Genomic DNA, 23,428 nt, shown 5'->3' on the forward strand with positions numbered 1-23,428 from the left:
AATGGTTTATAATAAAAAAATGAGGTGATTTCGACAGAAGTCATCTTTTTTGCTATACTGGTTCTATGAAATGGAGTATTACAACAAGTCTCGGTATGGATGAAAGATTGGTAGCGCGTGCAAAGGCTTTTGCTCAGTCTTTTGGTGTAGTCTATGTAGAGCGTAGGAAAGCATCTATTCAAAAACTACAGACCCAGTATGGTCATCTTTTGGTACTTTATCAAGATAAGATGGTCTTTGAGCAGCGAGGGGGAAAGCGTCTTTTTTTCCATCCAGATACGGCACTTTTACGGATAAAATCAAAGCGAGACCCTCTGTTAGAACTCCTCGGAGAAAGCCCTAAAAAGATTTGTGATTGTACGATGGGGCTAGCCTCAGATAGCATTGTCATGGCAAGTGCAGGACATCAAGTAACAGCAGTTGAATCTTCCAGTCTGATTGCCTTTATTGTCAGTCAAGGCTTGAAAACCTTCGATACAGGAAATAAGAAGGTGAATATAGCCATGGACTCCATTGAGGTGGTGGAAATGGAAAATCTCTCTTTTTTACGCCAACAACCAAGCCAGAGCTTTGATATCCTCTATTTTGATCCCATGTTTTCAGAAGTGATTAGTGAATCGCAGAATTTGTCAGGACTTACAGGGCTTGCCAATCCAGCTCGTTTGACAAAAGAAGTTTTTGCAGAAGCCAAGCGAGTAGCAAGGGAAAAAATTATCCTAAAAGCCCATTTTAGGGATCCGATTTTTGAAGAACTAGGGTTCACCCGCTTGGTTCGTCCCAATCAGAAGTTTCACTATGGTGTGTGGCATAAGGTCTAACTAGCTTTTCATCTTAAATAAGCTCACATTATAAACGGAAGGTCTATAAAATCCTGTAACTTCATCTTGCCGAATAACCTGCCATTATCTTTATTTTTTCAAAAAGAGTATAATAGAAAGGAGAGAAAAGGAGTATCGTATGAAAATTCTCGTAACAGGTTTTGATCCATTTGGTGGAGAGGTTGTCAATCCAGCCTTGGAAGCTGTAAAGAAATTACCAGCCAATATTGCTGGAGCACAAGTCAAATGGCTAGAAGTCCCGACGGTCTTTTATAAATCTGCCCAGGTTTTGGAAGACAAACTAGTCGAATACCAGCCAGATATCGTGCTGTGTATCGGACAAGCAGGAGGGCGCTGTGCTCTAACCCCTGAACGGGTTGCGATCAACCAAGATGATGCCCGTATTCCAGACAATGAGGGTAACCAGCCGATTGATACTGTCATTCGTGAAGATGGAGAAGCAGCCTACTTTACGACCCTGCCGATTAAGGCTATGGTCGAAGCCATCAAGGCGGCAGGTCTGCCTGCATCTGTCTCTAATACTGCAGGAACCTTTGTCTGCAACCACCTGATGTATCAAGCCTTGTACCTAGCAGACAAGAAATTCCCTGGCTTGAAGGCTGGCTTTATGCACATTCCATTTATGACCGAGCAGGTTCTCGATAAGCCCAATACCGCTTCTATGGGACTGGCTGATATTGTCAGAGGAATGGAAGCAGGGATTGCTACCCTTGTCTCCTACCATGATAAGGCAGATGTCAAAGCAATTGGTGGAGAGACGCATTAAGAAGCTGTATTCACAAGTAAAGTGCTTTGTATAAGAAATCGTTTTTGAGGAAATATGACCTGTGTTTTGAAAAAACGAATGATAATTAGTTTAAATCAGTGAAAAGCATAGGTGTCAAGTTTTTTTCTTGACACCTTTTTAAAATCTGATATAATGGAAGATGTGATAAGTAGTGTTACAGACTAATACTCAATAAAAATCAAGAGTAGACTAGGAAACGAAGCCGAAGGTAGAACTAGCGTTCACCAAGGCAAGTTGACGAAGTATCCTTTTGATTTTTAAAGAGTATAAAGATCAGAGGTAGTGTCTCATGAAGGTCTGGATTTTTCTAAGTTTGAAGACAAATGAGAAAAAGCTAATACTCTCTGAACATCAAATTCAGATAGAGTATCACATGATTAGGCCAGTAACAATTGCTTCACCAATAAACTATAAAAGAAAAGAGATTCATAGAAAATGGCAGTAAAAATCCGTTTAACTCGTATGGGTTCTAAGAAAAAACCTTTTTATCGTATTAACGTAGCAGATTCACGTGCACCACGTGATGGACGCTTCATTGAAACAGTTGGAACTTACAACCCACTAGTTACTGAAAATCAAGTAACCTTGAAAGAAGACCGCGTTCTTGCATGGTTGGCAAATGGAGCACAACCTTCTGATACTGTTCGCAATATCCTTTCAAAAGCTGGAGTAATGAAGAAATTCCACGATTCAAAATTCTCAAAATAAAACGAACTGAGAGAGAACACGTATGGACATGATTGAAAATCTGATTATTGCAATTGTGAAACCGTTAATTTCACAGCCGGATAGCTTGACGATAAAAATCGTTGATACTCCTGAGTTTTTAGAATATCATTTGGACTTAGAGCAGTCTGATATTGGTCGTGTTATCGGCAGAAAAGGACGCACAATTTCTGCGATTCGGACGATTGTTTATTCTGTTCCGACAAGTGATAAAAAAGTTCGTCTTGTGATTGATGAAAAGTAAAAGTAGCGGTTTTTCCGCTCTTTTTCTTGTCTTGAGAAAGTAGCTCAAACATGATACAATAAGGCATATTATAGAGTTTTGGAGAGTACATGAATTATTTTAAAGTTGGAAAAATCGTCAATACCCAAGGGCTTCAGGGAGAAATGCGGGTCTTGTCTGTAACGGATTTTGCTGAAGAACGATTCAAAAAGGGGAACCACCTAGCCTTGTTTGACCCCAAAGAGCAATTTGTCATGAATGTGGAGATTGCTAGTCACCGCAAGGTTAAAAACTTTGATATCATCAAGTTTAAGGGAATGTACCATATCAATGATATTGAGAAGTACCGCAATCATATCCTCAAGGTAGCAGAAGCAGACCTGGTTGATTTGGACGAGGGAGAGTTCTATTATCACGAAATCATAGGACTTGAAGTGTATGAAGGGGAGACCTTGCTTGGGACGATCAAGGAGATTTTACAGCCAGGAGCAAATGATGTGTGGGTGGTCAAACGCAAAGGTAAGCGCGATTTGCTACTCCCTTATATTCCCCCTGTGGTTCTGGAGGTTGATACGGTAGCTGGTCGTGTTCAAGTAGAGATTCCGGAAGGATTAGATGATGAAGATTGATATTTTGACCCTCTTTCCAGAAATGTTTGCCCCCTTGGAGCATTCGATTATAGGAAAGGCTCAGGAAAAGGGCTTGCTGGCTATTCGGTATCATAATTTTCGAGAAAATGCAGAAAAATCCCGCCATGTAGACGATGAGCCCTATGGCGGTGGTCAAGGAATGCTCCTGCGGGCGCAGCCGATTTTTGATGCTTATGACCAGATTGAAAAAGAGCAGGCTCGTGTCATTTTGTTAGACCCTGCTGGTAAGCGGTTTGACCAAGCCTATGCGGAGGATTTGGCACAGGAAGAGCACCTAATTTTTATTTGTGGGCATTATGAGGGCTATGATGAGCGGATTAAGACCTTGGTGACCGATGAGATTTCGCTAGGAGACTATGTACTGACAGGTGGGGAGCTGGCAGCTATGACCATGATTGATGCGACTGTACGCCTAATCCCAGAGGTGATTGGTAAGGAAGCCAGTCATACAGATGATAGTTTTTCATCAGGTTTGTTAGAATATCCTCAATATACCCGCCCCTATGATTTTCGTGGAATGGTCGTGCCTGACATTCTTATGAGTGGTCATCATGAAAATATCCGCAAGTGGCGCTTGTATGAGAGCTTAAAGAAGACCTATAAGCGTAGACCAGACCTACTAGAGACCTATGACTTATCTACTGAAGAAGCCCAGATGCTAGAAGCAATAAAGCAAGGTGAAAGTCGTGATGCCTGAGGATACAAAGAAAATCTTGTTGATAAGGGCGGAAAGTTCCAGATGATGTATGGAAGACACAATGATGGCAGTGTCGGGATTAGACTGCCTGAACATCAATTGTAGATGAATCTGCTCACCTTTTATACAGTAGCCAGAACCTGTTTTAGGGTTCTATTTTTTTTCTATTTTTCCCAAAACTTCTTGACAGCCTAGGGATAGAGTGGTATATTATTAACTGTTTAATAAACCAGTTAAGTATAACGTAAGATGTGAAGCTGTTAAAAAAATGGAAAGAAAAATAGGTGGCCGAACAGAAGTTGCTTGCAACTTCGTTGTGAGACCCCGGCGAAGCTAGCTAGGCTAGTTACAAATGAAATGCAGGGAATAGTCAGCTAGCTACCGCAGGGATTCTCAGCTGGAATCGGCTAAAGCCAAAACAGCTACCTATCTTTTTTCCGAGCTTTTAGTTTGAACACAAATAAGACACAAATATACATAACTGGTTAATAAATTAGGAAGGACTTTTATGAAAAGGAAGAAAAAGATTTTTATTCCTATTTTGGTGGTTTTGTTTCTCTCTAACTTGATAGGCTGCAGCCAGCAAACGGAGCAAAAGAAAGAGGGGCTGAAGATTGTTACGAGTTTTTATCCCATCTATTCCATTGTCAAAGAGATTGCAGGTGATGTCAATGATGTTCGGATGATTGAGTCGAGTGCTGGCATCCATTCCTTTGAGCCATCGGCAAATGATGTGGCAGCTATTTATGATGCAGATGTCTTTATCTACCATTCCAGGGTTTTGGAGTCTTGGGCGGGCGCACTTGATTTGAATTTGCAGCAGTCCAAGGTCAAGGGGATTGAAGCCTCACAAGGGATGACCTTGGATAAGGTGATAGGCTTAGAAGATATGGAGGCAGGTGATGGGATAGAGGAAAAGACCCTATATGATCCCCATACATGGTTAGATCCTGAAAAAGTGGCAGAAGAAGCACAATTGATTGCCCAGAAATTATCTGAGTTGGATCCAGACCATGAGGGGCTTTATCAGAAAAAAGCGGATATACTGAGTCAGAAAGCCAAGAGTTTAGTCAAGAAATACCAGCCAATTTTTGAAAAGGCAGGACAAAAGACCTTTGTGACCCAGCACACGGCTTTTTCCTATTTAGCGAAACGATTTGGTTTGCATCAGCTAGGGATTGCAGGGATTTCACCGGATCAAGAGCCCAGCCCTCGGCAACTGGCTGAAATAGAAGAATTTGTCAAAGAGTATCAGGTCAAAACGATTTTTGTGGAAAGCAATGCCTCCCCAAAGGTAGCGGAGACGCTAGCAAAATCCACAGGCGTTGACTTGAAAATCTTAAATCCTCTGGAGGCAGATCCCGAAAATGAAAAATCCTATTTGGAAAATCTAGAAGAAAATATAGCCCTATTAGCAAAGGAATTAACAAAATGAAAAAGAACTATATCATAGGAAGTCTCGCTGTGATTTCCTTAAGTCTTTGTAGCTATGAATTAGGACGTTACCAAGGAGTAACAAAAAATGAGAGCAATCGAGTGACCTATGTTGACCAAGTAACCAATTCTCAAGGAAAGGCAGAGCGAACTATTGAGGAATTGACACCAGAGCAGGTTAGTGCAAAAGAAAAGATTGTAGCAGAGCAAATTGTCATTAAGATTACAGAACAAGGCTATGTCACCTCCCACGGGGATCATTTCCATTATTACAATGGAAAAGTTCCCTATGATGCCATTATCAGTGAAGAGTTGCTGATGAACGATCCGTCTTATCACTTCCAAGACGCAGATATTGTGAACGAAGTAAGGGACGGCTATATTATTAAGGTCAATGGTCGCTACTATCTCTATTTAACCAATAAAGAAAATCCTACGAATCTACGGAGCAAGCATGAAATTGAGTGGCAGCGTCATCATTACAGTCAAACGCAGGAAAAAGGAGAAGATTCAGCTACAACTGCGAGACAGCAAGGGAGATATAGGACAGATGATGGTTATGTCTTTCACCCAAGTGATATTATCGAGGATGTAGGTGATGCCTATATTGTACCGCATGGCACGCATTTTCATTATATTCCAAAGAGTGATTTATCTCCGGAGGAATTGCGGGCTGCTCAAGACTATTGGAATCGTAGAAATCAGACAGTGATGACCTCTCCCGCACCCCAGCCTCCTAGCTCTGTCTACCCAGTTCCCTCTCTCTCAGTTCGACAGCCGCAAGCACCGTCTCACCCAAGCCAGCCTAACCAACATCAGACAGTTGCGAAGCTGACGGTGCCTTTAGGGCAAGCTACAGAGAAAGAAATGATTGACCTGCTGAAAAAGTTGTATTCTCTTCCCTTTAATCAGCGCCATATGGAAGAAGATGGACTGGTGTTTGATCCGATGCAGATGACCAATCGTACAGAGCATGGGGTAGTGGTTCCTCATGGCAATCACTATCATTTTATCCCTTATAGTAGCTTATCTGCTTTGGAGCAGAAGATTGCAAAGCGATATCCAATCGGTCGTCGTTTCGTAATTGCAACAAAAGGGCCAGAAGTAGAACAGGCTCACAGCTCAAATTCTTCTAAGCTAGCTAAACCGCTCCCGCACCCCCAGCCAAGTCAGCCAGTACCTATCCCTAGCCCAAATCAGCCAAGTACTGACAAATTGCATACTACTCAAGCTATTTTATTGGCTCCTAAAAAAGAGGTCAGTGTAGCCTATAAGGATTTCTACCAGGCAACCTATCGCCTGCTGGCTTCTGCCCTAGATCAGCAAGCGGACCAAGCAACCTATGACCAGATCAATCCATTTATTAAGCAATTAAATGAAGAGCCAGCTGATAAAGTAGGGTTGACTAGGAAGATCCTTGCTTGCCTATCCCTCCTGCGATACCCTGAACGGATTGGAAAGCCGAACTCCCAGATTGCCTATACTCCTCAAGAGCTTCAAGTTGCAGCATTAGCAGGTATGTATACCACATCAGATGGCTATATCTTTGATGCTAAGGACATTAGGAGTGATGAAGGGGAGGGGTATCTAGCTCCACACATGGAGCATAGTCACTATATTCCAAAGACAGATTTGTCTACGAGGGAGCAGGAGGAGGCACGCCGTTATGTAGAAGAGACGGACCTCCAAGATAAGAAAGAAGAAGCAACTCCTCCATTGACAGCTGAAAGAGCAATTGATATTTACGAGCGAGTAGAAGCAGCCAAGTTGATTCCAGTGGCAGATATGCCGTATCATGCAGCCTACGCAGTAGATTTTATAAATGGAAAAATCATCATTCCTCATCGTAACCATTACCATAATATTCCTCTTTATGTATTTGATACAGGACTGTATGAGGTGCCTAAAGGATATACGCTAGAGCAATTTCTTGCAACGGTTAAATACTATGTCCTTCATCCAGAAGATCGACCAGGCTCAGATGATGGTTATGGCATGTCAAGTGACCATGGTAAGAGTTTAGAATCAGATCAAGATGACGAAGATGATGAAGAAGATGGTGATGATGATGAAGCTAGTAGTGATGACGAAGATGATGAGGAAGATGATGAGGAAGATGGCGATGATGATGAAGCTAGTAGTGATGACGAAGATGATGAGGAAGATGGCGATGATGAAGCTAGTGGTGATGACGAAAGTGACCAGGATGGCGATGATGCAGTTCGTGACAATGATGAAAATGACGGAGATGACAGCAGTGAATCAGATAAACATGGATTGTGGTAAAACAATCAGCAGCCACATGGAGCTAATGAAAGCATTTTAAGAAAAGCCATCCTCCTCCAAAAGTTATCTGGTTATTAGTATATTGGATTAGAAGAAAGAACGTGTACAATAAGGGGAGGATGAGAATGAGGACGGAAGAGAAGCATTGGTATTTGTCAAAAAGATACCAGTGTTTTTCTTTAGGGATTGATTTCTTATATATTTTATGCTATGATGATGTATAATTATACATCGTTTTGCGAATATAGTTGTTACTAGGGGCTTGGCGTCTTGGTTTCAATGAGGAGTTAGAGAATGGTAGAGTTTAGGCAAGAATTGAACAATTGGGAACCCTATAAGCTGGAGCGGATTCCCATTTATGATTTAGGCAATAATGAGAATCGTTTCATCGATTGGAGAGGATTACTAGAGGAGCTAGAAGAGAACGTTTCAGTAAGTGATTTGCTCTATTATGGTGATAATGCTTATCGGGACATATTAGAGAAATATGCTGCTTATGTGGGTGTAGATCGTCAACAGGTTACAGTAGGAGTAGGGTCTGACTTTTTGATTCATATGATTGTGACGACTTTCTTAGACAAGGGGGATGTCTTTTTGACAATTGATCCAGATTTCTTTATGTATCAGGTCTACAATCAGCTACATGGTTCACATTTTGAAGCATATCCTCTGGAGTGGAAAAAAGAGAGCCTTTCTCTATCGGCAGAAAAATTTTTGGTCTATGCAGAGCAGGTAAAGGCTAAGGTTATCATGCTCTCCAATCCTAATAACCCCTCATCTATCTGTTTTTGCCAAGAAGAGATTGAAAAAATAGTAGAAGGCTTTGACGGTCTAGTGGTGTTAGATGAGGCTTATATTGAATTTTCCAATCACGCAAGTCTTGTCAACTTGATTGGAAAGTATGACAATCTTATCGTATTGCGGACCCTTTCAAAAGCATTTGGCTTGGCAGGTCTGCGTTTGGGATTTGCAATAGCCTGTAAACGATTGATTTATGAACTAGATAAGGCTATACCGCCTTTTAGTGTCTCAACCTTGGTGACAAAAATCGGGTCAGCAGCTCTAGAACAGCAGAAAAAGGTAGCAGAAGCTGTTGAGAAAACCAAGACGGTTCGACAGGATTTTCAGAGATTTTTAAGAGAGCTTCCAAATTGTCATGTCCTTCCAAGCCAGACCAACTTTATCACCTTTACCTTTAAAGAAGCAGAGCGGTTTTACTACAAGGCTTTGGCACAGGGCTTTCAGTTCAAGTACTATCCTAACGGAATCTTAGCGGGTTATATCCGTATGACAATAGGGCGTCCCGAGGAAATGGAGCTAGTGAAGGACTTGATTGCCGAGGCAATCAAAGCGGGTTAACCCTATCCTGTCCTTTCAAGATAGACGATCATTCAAACCAGGCAACTCTTATGGCTAGAGGATGGCACCTTGGTCTGGTAGATGGTCATCCTTGTTGGAACTGTAGTCCTTTACTAGTTTCAATAGTAGGAGTGGGAAAAACCACGATAGGCAAAAAGCCGATAAAATCAGTTATAGTTGTTTCGTTTACTTTTGGTACTAGGCAAGGAGCTACAGGGAAACGTAGTTTCCACAATTCATCTAGAAGATGATTGGAACTTGGAAATAGAGAAACGGTTTTCCACAATCGTCGAAGGAATAAAAGTTAAACGAAATGAGTATAGAAAGAAAAAGAGTATGACAGACCATGTAGGAGGATGACCCTACCTGTAGGTGATATTCTTTTTTATTTTTGAAAGAATTTGAAAGAAAACGATTGACAATGAAAGAAAAAAAAGGTATAATGATAGTTGTAAACGATTGCAGGAGGTGATTTCTATTCTCAAGTCAGAGCGTAAACAAGTGATTTTAGATACGATAAAGGCCCAGCAATTTGTCCGATTAGAGGACTTGGTAGACCTGCTTAAGTCTTCTGAATCAACAGTTCGACGTGATTTGGACGAATTGGAATTAGCAGGTAGACTTCGCCGTGTACATGGTGGGGCTGAAAGTCTTAAGAAGTTGCAGGAAGAAGAATCCATCGTCCAGAAATCTGTCAAAAACATTCAAGAAAAGCATCAAATCGCTCAAAAGGCAGCTAGTTTTATTGAAGAGGATGATGTCATCTTTCTTGATGCTGGTACGACAACCGAGTTGATGATTGATTACCTATCCGCTGAAAATGTGACGATTGTCACCAATTCTGTTCACCATGCTGTCAAGTTGGTTGAGAAAGGTTTGTGTACAATGATTATTGGAGGAAAGGTCAAGCGCTCGACGGACGCTTCCATTGGGGCGGTCGCATTAGAGCAGATTCGTCAGCTACATTTTACCAAGGCATTTCTTGGTATGAATGGGGTCGATACCAACGATTATACGACACCAGATGTGGAAGAAGCAGCGATTAAACGGACGGTGCTTTCCAATGCGAATCATGCCTATGTCTTGGCTGATTTATCAAAACTGGGGCATATCTCCTTTACAAAAGTGGCAGAGATTGGAAAGGCAGATTTGATTTGCCAACGCACGGATAGCAATCTGATGGCAACTATAAAGAAAAAAACGAGGGTAATTGAAGTATGATTTATACAGTCACCTTAAACCCTGCGATTGACTATATTGTGCGTCTTGATCATATCGTATCAGGCGCAGTCAATCGCATGGACAGTAGCGATACCTTTGCTGGTGGAAAGGGGATCAATGTCAGCCGGATGTTAAAGCGGCTAGGCTATGCTAATACAGCAACAGGTTTTGTCGGCGGATTTACTGGGGAATTTATCCAAAATGGCCTAAAAGCCGAAAAAATTGGCACACACTTTGTCCAAGTAGATCAAGATACCCGGATTAACGTCAAAATCAAGGCGGATCAAGAGACAGAAATCAATGGTCTAGGTCCGATTGTGACAGAAGAGCAACTGAAAGCTTTGGAGGAGATCTTGGCTTGCCTAACCGCAGCTGATACTGTCGTTTTTGCAGGGTCAGCCCCAGCTAGCTTGGGCAATCAAGTCTATAACCGCTTGATTCCCCTAGTAAAACAAGTAGGTGCTGCAGTAGTCTGTGATTTTGAGGGACAGACCCTCTTAGACTCACTAGTCCATCAGCCTCTTTTGGTCAAACCCAATAATCATGAACTAGAAGCTATTTTTGGTGTAACCTTTCAGTCACGGGAAGATCTTATCTATTATGCCAAAGACATTCTGACCAAAGGCGCTAAGAATGTCATCGTATCAATGGCAGGAGATGGCGCCCTACTTGTGACACCAGAGGCAACGTATTTTGCTAAGCCAATCAAGGGGACTGTCAAGAACTCAGTTGGAGCAGGTGATTCAATGGTCGCTGGATTTACAGGAGCATACACTCAGTCGCAGGATCCGATTGAAGCCCTAAAATGGGGCGTGGCATGCGGTACGGCAACAGCCTTTTCAGATGATTTGGCCAGTCTCGAATTTATTCAGGAAATGTATGAAAAAGTGGAGGTAGAGATCCTATGAAAATTCAAGATGTCTTGAGACAAGATGTAATGTTGCTTGATTTGCAAGCAGAAACAAAAGAAGCAGTAATTGATGAAATGATTACCAGCCTTGTTGAGCATGGATTAGTCAGTGATTTTGCAGCATTTAAAACAGGTATTATGAATCGTGAAGCACAGACCACGACAGGTCTAGGAGACGGGATTGCCATGCCTCATAGTAAGAATGAAGCGGTTAAGGAAGCAGTTGTTCTCTTTGCCAAATCGAATAAGGGCGTAGACTACGAAAGTTTGGACGGTCAGCCGACAGACTTGTTCTTCATGATTGCCGCACCAGAAGGCGCTAATGATATGCACTTGGCTGCCCTAGCAGACCTGTCTAAGTATTTGATGAAGCCAGGATTTGCAGATCAACTCCGTCAGGTTGCTTCACCAGCTGATGTGCATGCGGTTTTTGATGGAGCTGAGGCGGCAGATAAGCTGGCTAGTGAGACTGTGGTAGAGTCGGCAACTTCTACGACAGCCCCAAGAGATTTTATCGTGGCTGTAACCGCCTGTACGACAGGAATTGCCCATACTTACATGGCAGAAGAAGCACTCAAAAAGCAGGCTGCTGAAATGGGGATAGAGATAAAAGTAGAGACCAACGGAGCATCAGGTGTTGGTAATCAATTGACCGCAGAGGACATCAAACGTGCCAAAGGAGTGATTATCGCAGCAGACAAGGCAGTTGAGATGGCACGCTTTGATGGCAAGCCCCTCTTGTCTCGTCCAGTCGCTGACGGTATTAAAAAGACAGAAGAACTGATCACCCTCATATTGAACGGTAAAGCAAGCCTTTATCAAGCTAAAGAAGCAGTTAAGATGGAGGGGACAACAGAATCGACCAGTCTTGGCAAGGCCTTCTATAAGCACTTGATGAGCGGTGTATCTCAAATGTTACCATTTGTCATTGGCGGTGGTATCCTGATTGCCCTTGCTTTTCTAATTGATAATCTCTTGGGCGTTCCCCAAGAGCAACTATCTAGTCTAGGTTCTTATAATGAACTAGCCTCTATGTTTATGCAGATTGGTGGCACAGCCTTTGGCTTTATGTTACCCCTTCTTGCAGGTTATATTGCCTATTCAATTGCTGAAAAACCAGGTTTGATTGCTGGTTTTGTGGCGGGTGCGATTGCTAAAGATGGGCTTGCCTATGGGAAGATTCCGTTTGGTGCAGCGACAGGTGACATTCCAGCAGCTGTATCGTCTGGTTTCCTCGGTGCACTTGTCGGCGGTTTCTTAGCTGGTGCAGTCGTCATCGGGTTGCGAAAAGTCTTGGCATCTTTACCAAAATCTCTAGAAGGAATCAAATCCATCCTCCTCTTACCCCTTCTTGGTGCCATGCTTACGGGCTTCTTGATGTTCTTTATCAATATTCCGATGGCAGCAATCAATACTGGTATGAATGACTTTCTCAGTGGTTTGGAGGGAAGTTCAGCTATTCTCTTGGGGCTTGTCCTTGGGGGAATGATGGCGGTCGATATGGGAGGACCAGTGAATAAGGCTGCCTATGTCTTTGGGACAGGGACGCTTGCGGCGACTGTTGCTAATGGTGGTTCTGTAGCGATGGCGGCAGTGATGGCAGGTGGTATGGTCCCTCCTCTAGCAGTTTTTATCGCGACTCTTTTATTTAAAGGGAAATTTACCAAGGAAGAACGAAATTCAGGTTTGACCAATATTATCATGGGCTTATCCTTTATTACAGAAGGTGCTATTCCATTTGGAGCGGCAGATCCAGCGCGTGCGATTCCAAGTTTCATGGCAGGTTCCGCCCTAGCAGGTGCCTTGGTTGGCTTGTCTGGGATTAAGTTGATGGCACCACACGGTGGAATCTTCGTCATCGCCTTGACCAGCAATCCTCTTCTCTATCTCTTATTTGTCCTTGTCGGAGCAATTGTATCAGGTCTCCTCTTTGGGGCACTTCGAAAAGCCAAATAAGCTAGCCACAACGAACAATCACTCATTTTGCTAGCCATGCTAGGGAGTTTTCCTCTGCAGGCCTCCTCAAGATACCTCAATCGTTTGCCTCTCAAATGGAGAAGGCAAACGATTGAGGTATCTTTTATAGTGTTTTCGTTTGTGTCATGTTCTTTTTCACTCAGTACTTCATAATGGCATTTTCATCCGCTATAAAAGCACTTCATTTGTGGATACAACTTTTTAAGAAAATATCAAAAGAAATCCATTTTTGAAATGAATGGATTATCCGTCTAAAGATAATCAAAAGACTTTAGCATAAATAGGATAGAGTTTTTTATCTGTTTAGCCAAAAATATGGTATACTATTCATATTAGCATTTTGAGGAGAGTAGTATGAATATAGTGCGTGATAAAGAGCTTGTCAATCAGTATCATTTTGATAGCCGTAATCGAGAATGGGAAGAAAAAAATGGCGTTCCGACCACTCGATTAACAGTTGATTTTCAGCTGATTGAGCGAAATGCCCAAGAAAACAAGACGTCAATCGTAGTCATCTTACGTTTCATGATTGTCTTAGATCACTTTGTTATTTCAGGAGCTATGAGCCAAGGAGTTCACATTTTAGGGCAATTGGTTCAAGAAGTAGATGAATTTAGTGAGGAAGACAAGCGATTTTTAGTCCATCCGTTATTGGATATCTTGCAGCGTTTAACGTATGAAGTAACAGAAATCGCCTTGGATGCCCCAGGTGTGAATTTGGAGATTTAAAATGAAATTAGCCGTAATTACAGACTCATCAGCTGTATTACAGGATACAGCACAAAATGAGCATCTGTTTGTTTTAACCATTCCCGTTACGATTGGCAATACAACCTATATCGAGGGAATCGATTTAAGTGTCGAAGAGTTTTACCAGAAAATGGCGGCAGAAGCAGAACTGCCCAAGACTAGTCAGCCCAGCTTATCCGAATTGGAAGAGACGCTTGCTCACCTGCAACAAGCAGGCTACACCCATGTAATCGGTCTCTTTTTGTCGTCTGGTATTTCAGGATTCTATCAAAATATCCAGTACTTGAAAGAAGAGTTTGAAGGGCTGACCATTGCCTTTCCAGACAGCAAGATTACCTCTGCACCCCTTGGAATGATGGTGGCAAATATCTTTAAGCGCTATGAGGCAGGAGCTTCTTTTGAGGAAATTTTAGAGAGCTTAGAGCAAGAAATTGCAGGGACGGCTGCTTTTATTATGGTGGATGATCTCGACCATTTGGTCAAAGGAGGACGCCTGTCAAATGGTGCGGCCTTACTGGGTAATCTCCTGAGCATTAAGCCTATCTTGTACTTTACTGATGAGGGCAAGATTGAAGTCTATGAAAAGGTTCGTACAGAGAAAAAAGCCGTTAAGCGCCTGTTGGAAATTTTACAAGAGCAAACCCAAGACAAGTCTTATCAGATTGCTGTGATTCATGCCAATGCGCCACAAAAAGCAGCAGAATTTAAACAATTATTACAAGAAATGGGAATTGACGGGACCTTTCCGATTGTGTCCTTTGGTTCTGTTATCGGCACGCACTTGGGTGAGGGGGCGATTGCCTTTGGAATTTCACCGATTATTGACGAGGAGTAGTGCATGACGATTCAAGTAGTGATTGCAGGTTTTAGGGGGAAGATGGGAGCAACCGTCCTTGACATGGTGAAAGAAGACAAGGATTTGGAGCCTGTGGCGCTGTTCGATCCCTTTGCTTCGGAGACAGAAAAGGATGGAGTACCCGTTTTTACGTCAAAAGAAGATTTAATCGGCATATCTGCAGATGTCTGGGTGGACTTTACAACACCGGCATCTGCCTATGAAAATACCAGATTTGCCCTGGAACATGGCTTTGCCCCTGTAGTTGGGACGACTGGTTTTTCGCCAGAAGAAATTGCAGCATTGACTTCTCTGTCTGATGAAAAGAAACTAGGCGGTCTGATTGCACCTAATTTTGCAATTGGTGCGATTTTGCTCATGCAATTTGCGGCTCAAGCAGCCAAGTATTTTCCCAATTTAGAAATCATCGAACTGCACCACGACTTGAAAAAGGATGCCCCAAGTGGAACAGCCCTCAAGACAGCAGAATGGATTTCCCAGGTTCGAGCGAGCCAAAAGCAAGGTTTGGCAGATGAGCAGGAGCTGATTGCAGGAGCCCGAGGAGCAGAAGTTGAGGGCATGCGGATTCACTCCGTTCGCCTACCGGGCTTGGTTGCCCACCAGGAAGTGATTTTCGGAGCGCAGGGTGAGGGCTTGACCATTCGCCATGATTCATACGACCGCGTATCCTTTATGAGCGGTGTTCGGCTAGGAATAAAAGAAGTAGTAAAACGAGAGCAACTCGTTTATGGTTTGGAACAATTATTATGAGATTACACACTTTGCCTTCTGAATTTCAGGAGGCTTTACCGATTTTAGAGAAAATAAAACAAGCAGGTTTCGAGGCGTATTTTGTCGGTGGTTCTGTCCGTGATGCACTTTTAGGACGCCCTATTCATGATGTAGATATTGCCTCATCTAGTTATCCAGAAGAGACAAAAGCTATTTTTCCCCGGACCATTGATGTGGGGATTGAGCATGGGACGGTGCTGGTTTTAGAAGAGCAAGGGGAGTATGAGATTACCACCTTTCGAACCGAAGATGTCTATGTAGATTACCGGCGTCCCAGTCAGGTGTCTTTTGTCCGTTCTTTGGAAGAGGATTTGAAGCGCCGTGATTTTACAGTGAATGCCTTTGCCTTGGATGACCAAGCGCAGATTATTGATAAATTTGATGGTCTGCGGGATTTAGAAAGGAAAACCTTGCGTGCAGTTGGCAAGGCAACAGAGCGCTTTACCGAAGACGCCTTGCGAATTATGCGTGGTTTTCGCTTTGCTGCAAGCCTTGATTTTACCATTGAAGGCGAGACCTTTGCTGCCATGAAAGAAACAGCGCCACTTTTAGCAAAAATCTCGGTCGAGCGTATTTTTATCGAGCTTGACAAACTGTTATTAGCAAAGAGTTGGCGCAAGGGCATGGAGGCACTACTTGCCTCTGAAGCCTATCATTATCTACCAGATATGAAGGACAAAGCTGTGCCCTTAACTGCTTTTCTTGCTTCACTTTCGGCTGAGTTTACCTTTCAGACATCAGAGCAGGCTTGGGCTATGCTGATTCTGTATCTGGATCCTCTCGCTGTCAAAACAATTCTCAAACACTGGAAGACCAGTAACGAATTTCAGCGGACGGTTATCAAGTTGGTGGAGATTTATCAGCTTCGCAAGCAAGGTCCTGTGACCAAGCAGATGTGTTACCACTATGGCAAGGACCTGCTCTATCTGGTAGAGGAACTTAGACAAGCTCAAGGGCTTGCAGTTGCATACGAGCAGATTGATGCGCTGGATCAGTCCTTGACCATTCGCGACAAGCATGAGATTGTAGTTAAGGGTGGAGATGTTCTGACAACCTTCCAGCTTCGACCAGGTCCTTTTCTTGGGTCTTTACTAAATGAAGTGGAGCATGCAATTGTTGAAGGTGACTTGGTCAATGAAAAGACCCCCATCATGGCATTTCTAAAGGAGAAGATAGAGAATGAATGATTTTATTGTGGAGAAATTGAGTAAATCAGTCGGAGATAAGACGGTCTTTTCAGCTATTTCCTTTATTATCCATCACTATGACCGTATCGGGATTATCGGAGTTAATGGAACCGGAAAAACGACCCTGCTTGACGTATTAGCAGGGAAGTTAGGCTTTGATGGTGATGTCTCTCCTTTTCAATCTAAAAATAAGTATCGGATTGCCTATCTGACCCAAGAGCCTGACTTTGAAGACCATAAGACGATTCTAGATACGGTTTTATCCTCTGATTTACGGGAGATTCAGCTGATTCGCCAGTATGAGCAATTACTAGCAGATTATGATGATACCAATCAAGTGCAACTAGAAAAGGTCATGGCAGAGATGGATGCCCTCAATGCTTGGGAAATTGAACATCAGATTAAGACCGTTTTGTCGAAACTCGGTCTCAATGATCTCAATCAGCGCGTGGGGCATTTATCAGGAGGCTTGCGCCGTAGAGTGCAGCTGGCACAAGTCTTACTGGGAGATGATGATTTACTGCTTCTTGATGAGCCGACCAACCACTTGGATATTGAAACCATTGAGTGGTTGGCAACCTTTTTGAAACAAGCGAAAAAGACTGTCCTCTTTATCACCCACGATCGTTATTTCCTAGACAAGGTGGCAACCCGTATCTTTGAACTAGATCGTGCTTGTTTGACCGAGTACCAAGGGAATTATCAGGATTATGTCCGCTTGAAAGCTGAGCAAGAAGAGCGTAGTGCAGCTCTACGCCATAAAAAAGAGCAGTTGTACAAGCAGGAACTGGATTGGATGCGCAGGCAACCTCAGGCGCGTGCGACCAAGCAACAGGCACGGATCAATCGCTTCCATGATTTAAAATCGGACTTGGTCCATAAGGTCGAAGATAACCAGCTGGAAATCAATTTTGAAACCAGCCGTATCGGGAAAAAAGTCATCGAGTTTAAACAGGTGGATTTTGCCTACCCCAATAAACCTATTTTAAAAGGATTTGATTTACTCATTCAAAACAAGGATCGAATCGGGATTATCGGTGATAATGGAAAAGGGAAGTCCACCCTGCTCAATCTGATTGCAGGTCAAGTAGAGCCGACAGCTGGGCAGTTGACGATAGGGGATACCATTCGGGTTGGCTACTTCTCACAGCAGATTCAAGGCTTGGATGAAAGTAAACGGGTTATCCAATTCCTCCAAGAGGTAGCAGAAGAAGCAGAGACCAGTTCTGGCATGGTCTCAATTGCTGAGCTATTGGAGCAATTCCTCTTTCCACGTAATACCCATGGTACCTTGATTCAGAAACTGTCTGGCGGTGAGAAAAAACGGCTCTATCTTCTAAAGATACTACTGGAGCGACCGAATGTCTTATTGCTGGATGAACCGACCAATGATCTAGATATTGCTACCTTGACCGTCTTAGAGCATTTCTTGCAAGGCTTTGCTGGTCCTGTTATCACAGCTAGCCATGATCGCTATTTCCTCGATAAGGTAGCCAGGAAGATTTTAGCGTTTGAAGATGAGGAAATCCGGACTTTCTTTGGAAATTATACGGACTATTTGGATGAAAAAGCCTTTTTAAGCTCTGCTTCAACTCCTCTACCTGTCAAAGAAAAACAGGAGAAAGTCCGCAAGCAGCAAAAGCGCATGTCCTACTTCGAAAAGCAGGAATGGGCGGTTATTGAAGATGAGATAACAGCCTTGGAAGAAAGGATTGCGGAGACTGAAAGGCTCATGCAGACCTGTGGTAGTGATTTTACACGGCTTTCTGATTTACAAAAGGAATTGGAGGCGCAAAACGAAGCCTTGCTTGAAAAATATGAACGTTATGACTACCTTAGCGAACTGAGCGATGGTTAGAGATAGACGGTGCAACAAGATAGTTAGTCCCTGGCATAATGAAAAAGAGGGAAGCTGACGAGTGAAAAGCCCCAGTGGAGGTTTTCAGCCTATCCCTAAAGGGGGTTATTCATAAAGCTAGAAACTTCGTTTGTCTTATCAGGTATTCCCCCACAGTCTATCCTAAGACTGTGGGGTAGCTAAGGCTAGAACAGTTACCTGTTTTTTCTAAGTTTTTAGTTACTGTATTGTTTAATCTTCAGGAAAGATGAGATAGGAGAGAAAAGATATGAAAATCATCATGCTTACCTATATGGGAGTCTATCTATTTGTGACCATATTGGCAGCAACTTATAGTTACTTTAAGACCAAACGAATGAATCGGTTTTGTCTTTTTTTAAGCCTTGGTGCATGCTTGCTTTTGCTAGTGACCTTGATTTCCTATAGTCAGGGCTACCAACCCTTGCAAATGCTAGGATTTGCCCTAGGATTTACAGTGATTTCGAGCCTCTTTCTCTACAATGGTACGAGAGAGAATACCCAGTTTATCTATACGTTTTTATTTAGCGCAGGGCGTTTTCTTCTCCATTTACAATTTTTAATTTTACTATATATTTTTCGGTAAAAAAGTAGTGTGAACCTCTATCATGTGGTATAATAAAGCGAAGAATTATTTTATGAAGGAGCAATGTTATGGCAAAAAAAATGATTGGTATTGACCTAGGTGGAACCTCTGTAAAATTTGCAATTTTGACAGACCAAGGGGACATTCAAGAAAAATGGTCTATTAAGACGAATATCTTAGATGAGGGCAGTCATATCGTGCCAGATATTATTGATAGTATCAAGCACCATTTTGACACCCAGCAACTGACCAAGGACGACTTCCTAGGCATCGGTATGGGCTCTCCAGGTGTGGTGGATCGTAAGGCTGGAACGGTAATCGGTGCCTATAATCTTAACTGGAAGACCCTTCAGCCGGTCAAAAAAGAGATGGAAGAAGCGATCGGCTTGCCATTTTTTATTGACAATGATGCCAATGTAGCTGCCCTCGGTGAACAATGGGTCGGTGCTGGAAATAATAACCCTGACGTTGTCTTTATGACCCTTGGGACAGGCGTTGGCGGTGGTGTTATCGCAGACGGTAACCTCATTCATGGCTTTGGAGGTGCTGGTGGAGAACTTGGTCATATTACAGTTGATTTTGAAAATCCAATTGCATGTACCTGTGGCAAAAAAGGTTGCTTGGAAACAGTAGCTTCTGCAACGGGTATTGTGAACCTAACCCGTCGCTATGCAGATACCTATGCGGGCGATGCCGACTTGAAAAAACGGATTGACGACGGACAAGAGGTGACAGCTAAAGATGTCTTTGACCTTGCCAAAGCAGGAGATGACCTTGCCCTCATTGTCTACCGTAATTTCTGTCGTTACTTAGGGACAGCCTGTGCGAATATTGCAGCGGTCTTGAATCCTGCCTATATCGTCCTTGGTGGTGGCGTATCCGCAGCAGGTGACTTCTTGTTAGAGGGAGTCAATGAAATCTATCTGCAACATTCTTTCCCACAAATCGCCCAAACGACCAAACTAGCCTTAGCAAATCTAGGAAATGATGCAGGCGTCCTCGGTGCCGCATCCCTTGTCTTGACAGCAAGATACTAAGCCCGTAAAAAACTCAAAGCCTACGACCAAGGGGATTTGTATCTATAAAATGCGCAAGTTCACAACCGTTACAGCGAAAATAGGAGATGGACGACGGGTTCGATGAACCCAAGAACCCCTCATTTTCCCAGCTTTTAGCCAGTACTGAATGATAACGATAAATCCACAATGATAGGAGGAGAAAGATGAAAAGAATGGTTCGATTACTAGGTGGAGTAGCCTTACTGGTTCTTTTCATCTATGGTCTCCAATACCTAGTAGGTTTAGAAAAAGAGCTTGCCCTTACCTCAAAAGAGGAAAAGAAAGCAAGGCTTTTCCATCAAAATCCAGATGTCTATGCCTGGCTGACGGTTGAGGGGACAAGGATTGATTATCCCGTTGCCCAACATCCCACTGACGATGCTTACTATTTATCGCACGACTTAGACGGAAATGCGACCTATTATGGAGCTATTTTTACAGAGTTAGTTAATACCAAAACATTCAATGACCCCATGACTATCATTTACGGCCATGCCATTACGGATGGCTCCATGTTTGGATCATTAGATGCTTTTGCAGACCCCTCATTTTTTGAGAAGCACCAAAAGATAAGCATAGAGACCGTGGACAAAGAATATGAATATGAAATAATGGCAGCGCACTCCTATAGCGATGACCATCTTTTTCATACCTTTAATCTAGGAAGCCAAGCAGGTATGGAGCACTATCTAGAGACTTTACAAGAACGTTCCTTGGCACATGCTGGCTCTTACCGCCAGTTGAATATAGATAGCCACAAGGATACCTTCTTAATTCTCTCCACCTGTGATGCTACTAGTAGCAATCAGAGATATGTTCTTACCGCCCGCTTAACAAACCTAAAAGAAAGGAAGCCTTCATGAACCCAATATGTAAAATCTCGCCCTTTTGGAGGCTAGTCCTTGGCTTTTGCTTCTTTGGACTTGGACAACGTCTCTTCCTGACAGGTGTTCTATCACCTTGGGCAACAGATACTGCTTTATCGATTTTTCTGCCCCTCTTAAGCCTAGTTTTTTTGATGGTGGCTTTCTTCCTTAGCCTTCCCATCGGTATTCGGTTTTATAAAGAGTATCGCTCTGATAAACGCCTCATCAAAATTCTGGCACTCTATTTTTTGAGTATCCTTGTCTGTGGTCTAGTAGTAGGAATCATCGGACAAGTTCTCTATGACTATACTAGTTTTTCCTATATTAGTGTGAAAACAGGTAGCTGGCTTGTTACCACTATTATACAGAATATCCTTAAAGTAATCTTATGCTTTGGAGTGGTTAGTATCTATCGACGGCTTCCCATGGTCAGTCGGAAGAAGAACCTCCTCCACCCTATTGTATGGAGCAGTCTCCTCAGTCTAATCAGTTGCCTGTTGGCTCTCTGGCTACCTGCGATTGCTTCAGTCCTCCTCTCAGCGGTCGATACTCTTATTTTTGTTGCCGTTTCTTATTATTTTATCTATATCCAAAAGGAGAATGAAGATGAAAAAGCTTCATAAATTAGTCAATGGATTCCTGCTGATAACGCTGTTGCTCGCCAATAGCCCCTTGATTTATGCAGAAGAACTTAGCCAAGCCCTTGAACAAGGGCAACTAGAGGCCACCTACCAAGAAGCGCTGGAGGAAGCCAACAAGAAGACAGTTGGTTCTGAGAATGCCAATAAGGAAACGGCTGACGTGTCCAGTACAACACCCGAATCTCCCAAAGAGGAGGGGGATGCCATCCAGCAACCGAAAGTTGTGACAGAAGAGAGTGATGCAGAAGTAGAACTCAAACAGAAATATGGAGAACCTGTAGCGGTCAGTGGACAAGAACAGCTCTACCGTGTGGACGAGACCCATTTTGTGACCCATATTGGCAGTGACATCAAGACCTATGTGGACCAAGACGGGCTAGAAGTCCCTGTTGACTTGTCCCTGTATTCCTATCATGCCGATGGGCAACACTACTATCTGCCCAAAGAATCCCCAGTCGGAGTAGTACTGCCAAGTGAGGTCAAGGAAGAAACCCCGATTGATGTCCTTCATCAAGAGGAGAAGATTTCCCTCTATCCTCTTGAGACAACCTATGATAAGGCAACGGTTGCACAAAATGCGATTTTGTATAACAATGTCGAAGGCAAGACCGACGTCCAGTACACGGTTCAATCGAACGGGATCAAGGAAGAAATCATCCTTGCCGAGTGGGGAGGCAAGAACCGCTTTACCTATGGGCTAGACGCTGGAAATTACGATGTTCGCCTTGAAAATAATCAAGTGCTGGTTCGTGAGAAAGGAAAAACCAAGATCCTCTTTGTCTTGACAGCCCCTGTCATGGTGGACGCAGCTGGTGCGACCAGTCAAGATGTGACCCTAGAGTTGAGTGAAAAATCTGGGAACTACCAAGTGACCGTCGTCGCAGGCAAAGACTGGCTTTCTTCCAAAGAGCGCCAGTACCCTGTACGGATTGACCCGACAGTCACTGTTCCGCGGGAGAACATCCTAAATGCGGTGACCAGTACAGTCCATGGTCGCTACCTAGGACTTGGCTACGGCTATATTGGCTATATGGATAAGTACATGATGGGAATGGGAGATTACGATGATGTCAAAGACATCGGTCGCGCTCGAATGTACTTTAAAGTCAACTATGATTTCAAAAAGAATATTCCTTCTGAAGCCAAGATTGACAGTGCCACCCTTAACCTCTATCAATATACCTCCCCTGGCAACACAGGGACCCAGTTTGGGGCCTACCGTTTAACGGAAGATTTTGATATCCATACGATTACCTGGGATTCTTCCGTGACGATTGGTCGTGAGATTGCGGGCGAGAATGCCATTAGTGCCAAAGCGACACCAGCAGAAGACTATCAGAAAATGCACCGCTTTGACATTCGTGAGACGGTGAATGGTTGGGTTCAAGGAATCTTTCCCAACTATGGCTTAGCGGTCGCAGCGACCGATGAAGGGGCAGACGGCGGTGCTTTCTATACAACGGATGCCACTCCTGAAAATGCGGGTCAGATTGGTTTCACTCCCGATAAAGCACCTAGTCTGACGATTCACTGGTCTGTCCCAGACCCAGTGGATATGAACTATGAACTGGGCAATACTACGATCAACCTGCGCACCATGGTCAAGACCGATAAGACAGGCAAGCTCCAATTCCAAGGGGTCTTCGCAGATGGTCTGACCACCCCTGGTGCTAGTGTTCACTATAGCTTGAGTGATGCGACGAAGAACTACCAAGGAGACAGCCCTGC

At 43.3% G+C, this 23,428-nt stretch carries 22 protein-coding genes; all 22 read left to right on the forward strand.

Annotated elements, in window-relative coordinates; genetic code table 11:
• Positions 1-65 precede the first annotated feature (65 nt).
• Positions 66-818, forward strand: a complete 753-nt coding sequence (locus ACVPON_RS03975; RefSeq protein ID WP_462876393.1) for a class I SAM-dependent methyltransferase — start codon at positions 66-68, stop codon at positions 816-818.
• Between the two features lie 139 nt (positions 819-957).
• Complete coding sequence (gene pcp / locus ACVPON_RS03980; RefSeq protein WP_462876395.1) at positions 958-1,605, forward strand: pyroglutamyl-peptidase I; 648 nt, start codon at positions 958-960, stop codon at positions 1,603-1,605.
• 456 nt (positions 1,606-2,061) lie between these two features.
• Positions 2,062-2,334 carry a 30S ribosomal protein S16 gene (gene rpsP, locus ACVPON_RS03985; protein ID WP_462876397.1) on the forward strand — a complete coding sequence of 91 codons (273 nt, stop codon included), beginning with the start codon at positions 2,062-2,064 and terminating at the stop codon, positions 2,332-2,334.
• Between the two features lie 22 nt (positions 2,335-2,356).
• On the forward strand, positions 2,357-2,596 hold the full coding sequence (locus ACVPON_RS03990) for a KH domain-containing protein (RefSeq protein WP_067089824.1): 240 nt from the start codon (positions 2,357-2,359) through the stop codon (positions 2,594-2,596).
• 89 nt (positions 2,597-2,685) lie between these two features.
• The gene (gene rimM / locus ACVPON_RS03995) at positions 2,686-3,204 is read left to right on the forward strand and encodes a ribosome maturation factor RimM (RefSeq protein ID WP_462876399.1); all 519 of its coding nucleotides are present in this window, start codon (positions 2,686-2,688) and stop codon (positions 3,202-3,204) included.
• Positions 3,194-3,922, forward strand: a complete 729-nt coding sequence (gene trmD / locus ACVPON_RS04000) for a tRNA (guanosine(37)-N1)-methyltransferase TrmD (RefSeq protein ID WP_462876435.1) — start codon at positions 3,194-3,196, stop codon at positions 3,920-3,922. Before rimM ends, trmD begins: the two co-directional genes overlap by 11 nt.
• Before the next feature lie 508 nt (positions 3,923-4,430).
• Positions 4,431-5,357 carry a metal ABC transporter solute-binding protein, Zn/Mn family gene (locus ACVPON_RS04005; protein ID WP_462876401.1) on the forward strand — a complete coding sequence of 309 codons (927 nt, stop codon included), beginning with the start codon at positions 4,431-4,433 and terminating at the stop codon, positions 5,355-5,357.
• A complete protein-coding gene (locus tag ACVPON_RS04010; protein WP_462876403.1) occupies positions 5,354-7,642 on the forward strand; it encodes a pneumococcal-type histidine triad protein in 2,289 nt (762 codons plus the stop codon). Before ACVPON_RS04005 ends, ACVPON_RS04010 begins: the two co-directional genes overlap by 4 nt.
• Positions 7,643-7,936: 294 nt before the next feature.
• Complete coding sequence (locus tag ACVPON_RS04015) at positions 7,937-9,001, forward strand: pyridoxal phosphate-dependent aminotransferase (RefSeq protein ID WP_462876404.1); 1,065 nt, start codon at positions 7,937-7,939, stop codon at positions 8,999-9,001.
• Between the two features lie 477 nt (positions 9,002-9,478).
• Positions 9,479-10,222, forward strand: a complete 744-nt coding sequence (locus tag ACVPON_RS04020) for a DeoR/GlpR family DNA-binding transcription regulator (RefSeq protein ID WP_462876437.1) — start codon at positions 9,479-9,481, stop codon at positions 10,220-10,222.
• On the forward strand, positions 10,219-11,130 hold the full coding sequence (pfkB, locus tag ACVPON_RS04025) for a 1-phosphofructokinase (protein WP_462876406.1): 912 nt from the start codon (positions 10,219-10,221) through the stop codon (positions 11,128-11,130). The genes ACVPON_RS04020 and pfkB overlap by 4 nt, the downstream gene beginning before the upstream one ends.
• The gene (locus tag ACVPON_RS04030; RefSeq protein ID WP_462876408.1) at positions 11,127-13,088 is read left to right on the forward strand and encodes a PTS fructose transporter subunit IIABC; all 1,962 of its coding nucleotides are present in this window, start codon (positions 11,127-11,129) and stop codon (positions 13,086-13,088) included. The genes pfkB and ACVPON_RS04030 overlap by 4 nt, the downstream gene beginning before the upstream one ends.
• Before the next feature lie 375 nt (positions 13,089-13,463).
• Positions 13,464-13,838, forward strand: coding sequence for a DUF1149 family protein (locus ACVPON_RS04035; protein WP_462876410.1), 375 nt, complete (start codon positions 13,464-13,466; stop codon positions 13,836-13,838).
• Position 13,839: 1 nt separating this feature from the next.
• Complete coding sequence (locus ACVPON_RS04040; RefSeq protein WP_462876412.1) at positions 13,840-14,694, forward strand: DegV family protein; 855 nt, start codon at positions 13,840-13,842, stop codon at positions 14,692-14,694.
• A 3-nt stretch (positions 14,695-14,697) separates the two neighbouring features.
• Positions 14,698-15,465, forward strand: a complete 768-nt coding sequence (gene dapB, locus ACVPON_RS04045) for a 4-hydroxy-tetrahydrodipicolinate reductase (RefSeq protein ID WP_462876413.1) — start codon at positions 14,698-14,700, stop codon at positions 15,463-15,465.
• The gene (locus ACVPON_RS04050; RefSeq protein ID WP_462876415.1) at positions 15,462-16,673 is read left to right on the forward strand and encodes a CCA tRNA nucleotidyltransferase; all 1,212 of its coding nucleotides are present in this window, start codon (positions 15,462-15,464) and stop codon (positions 16,671-16,673) included. Before dapB ends, ACVPON_RS04050 begins: the two co-directional genes overlap by 4 nt.
• Positions 16,666-18,531 carry an ABC-F family ATP-binding cassette domain-containing protein gene (locus tag ACVPON_RS04055; RefSeq protein ID WP_462876417.1) on the forward strand — a complete coding sequence of 622 codons (1,866 nt, stop codon included), beginning with the start codon at positions 16,666-16,668 and terminating at the stop codon, positions 18,529-18,531. Before ACVPON_RS04050 ends, ACVPON_RS04055 begins: the two co-directional genes overlap by 8 nt.
• Positions 18,532-18,799: 268 nt before the next feature.
• The gene (locus ACVPON_RS04060) at positions 18,800-19,135 is read left to right on the forward strand and encodes a hypothetical protein (RefSeq protein WP_462876419.1); all 336 of its coding nucleotides are present in this window, start codon (positions 18,800-18,802) and stop codon (positions 19,133-19,135) included.
• Between the two features lie 68 nt (positions 19,136-19,203).
• Positions 19,204-20,172 carry an ROK family glucokinase gene (locus tag ACVPON_RS04065; RefSeq protein WP_462876421.1) on the forward strand — a complete coding sequence of 323 codons (969 nt, stop codon included), beginning with the start codon at positions 19,204-19,206 and terminating at the stop codon, positions 20,170-20,172.
• A gap of 185 nt (positions 20,173-20,357) precedes the next feature.
• Positions 20,358-21,056, forward strand: coding sequence for a class B sortase (srtB, locus tag ACVPON_RS04070; protein WP_462876423.1), 699 nt, complete (start codon positions 20,358-20,360; stop codon positions 21,054-21,056).
• Positions 21,053-21,682 carry a hypothetical protein gene (locus ACVPON_RS04075; RefSeq protein WP_462876425.1) on the forward strand — a complete coding sequence of 210 codons (630 nt, stop codon included), beginning with the start codon at positions 21,053-21,055 and terminating at the stop codon, positions 21,680-21,682. Before srtB ends, ACVPON_RS04075 begins: the two co-directional genes overlap by 4 nt.
• Positions 21,666-23,428: DNRLRE domain-containing protein (locus ACVPON_RS04080; RefSeq protein ID WP_462876427.1), on the forward strand; the 1,763-nt coding region annotated here is incomplete at its 3' end. The genes ACVPON_RS04075 and ACVPON_RS04080, both read left to right, overlap by 17 nt.

It is taken from the genome of Streptococcus sp. 1F3, assembly GCF_054968985.1.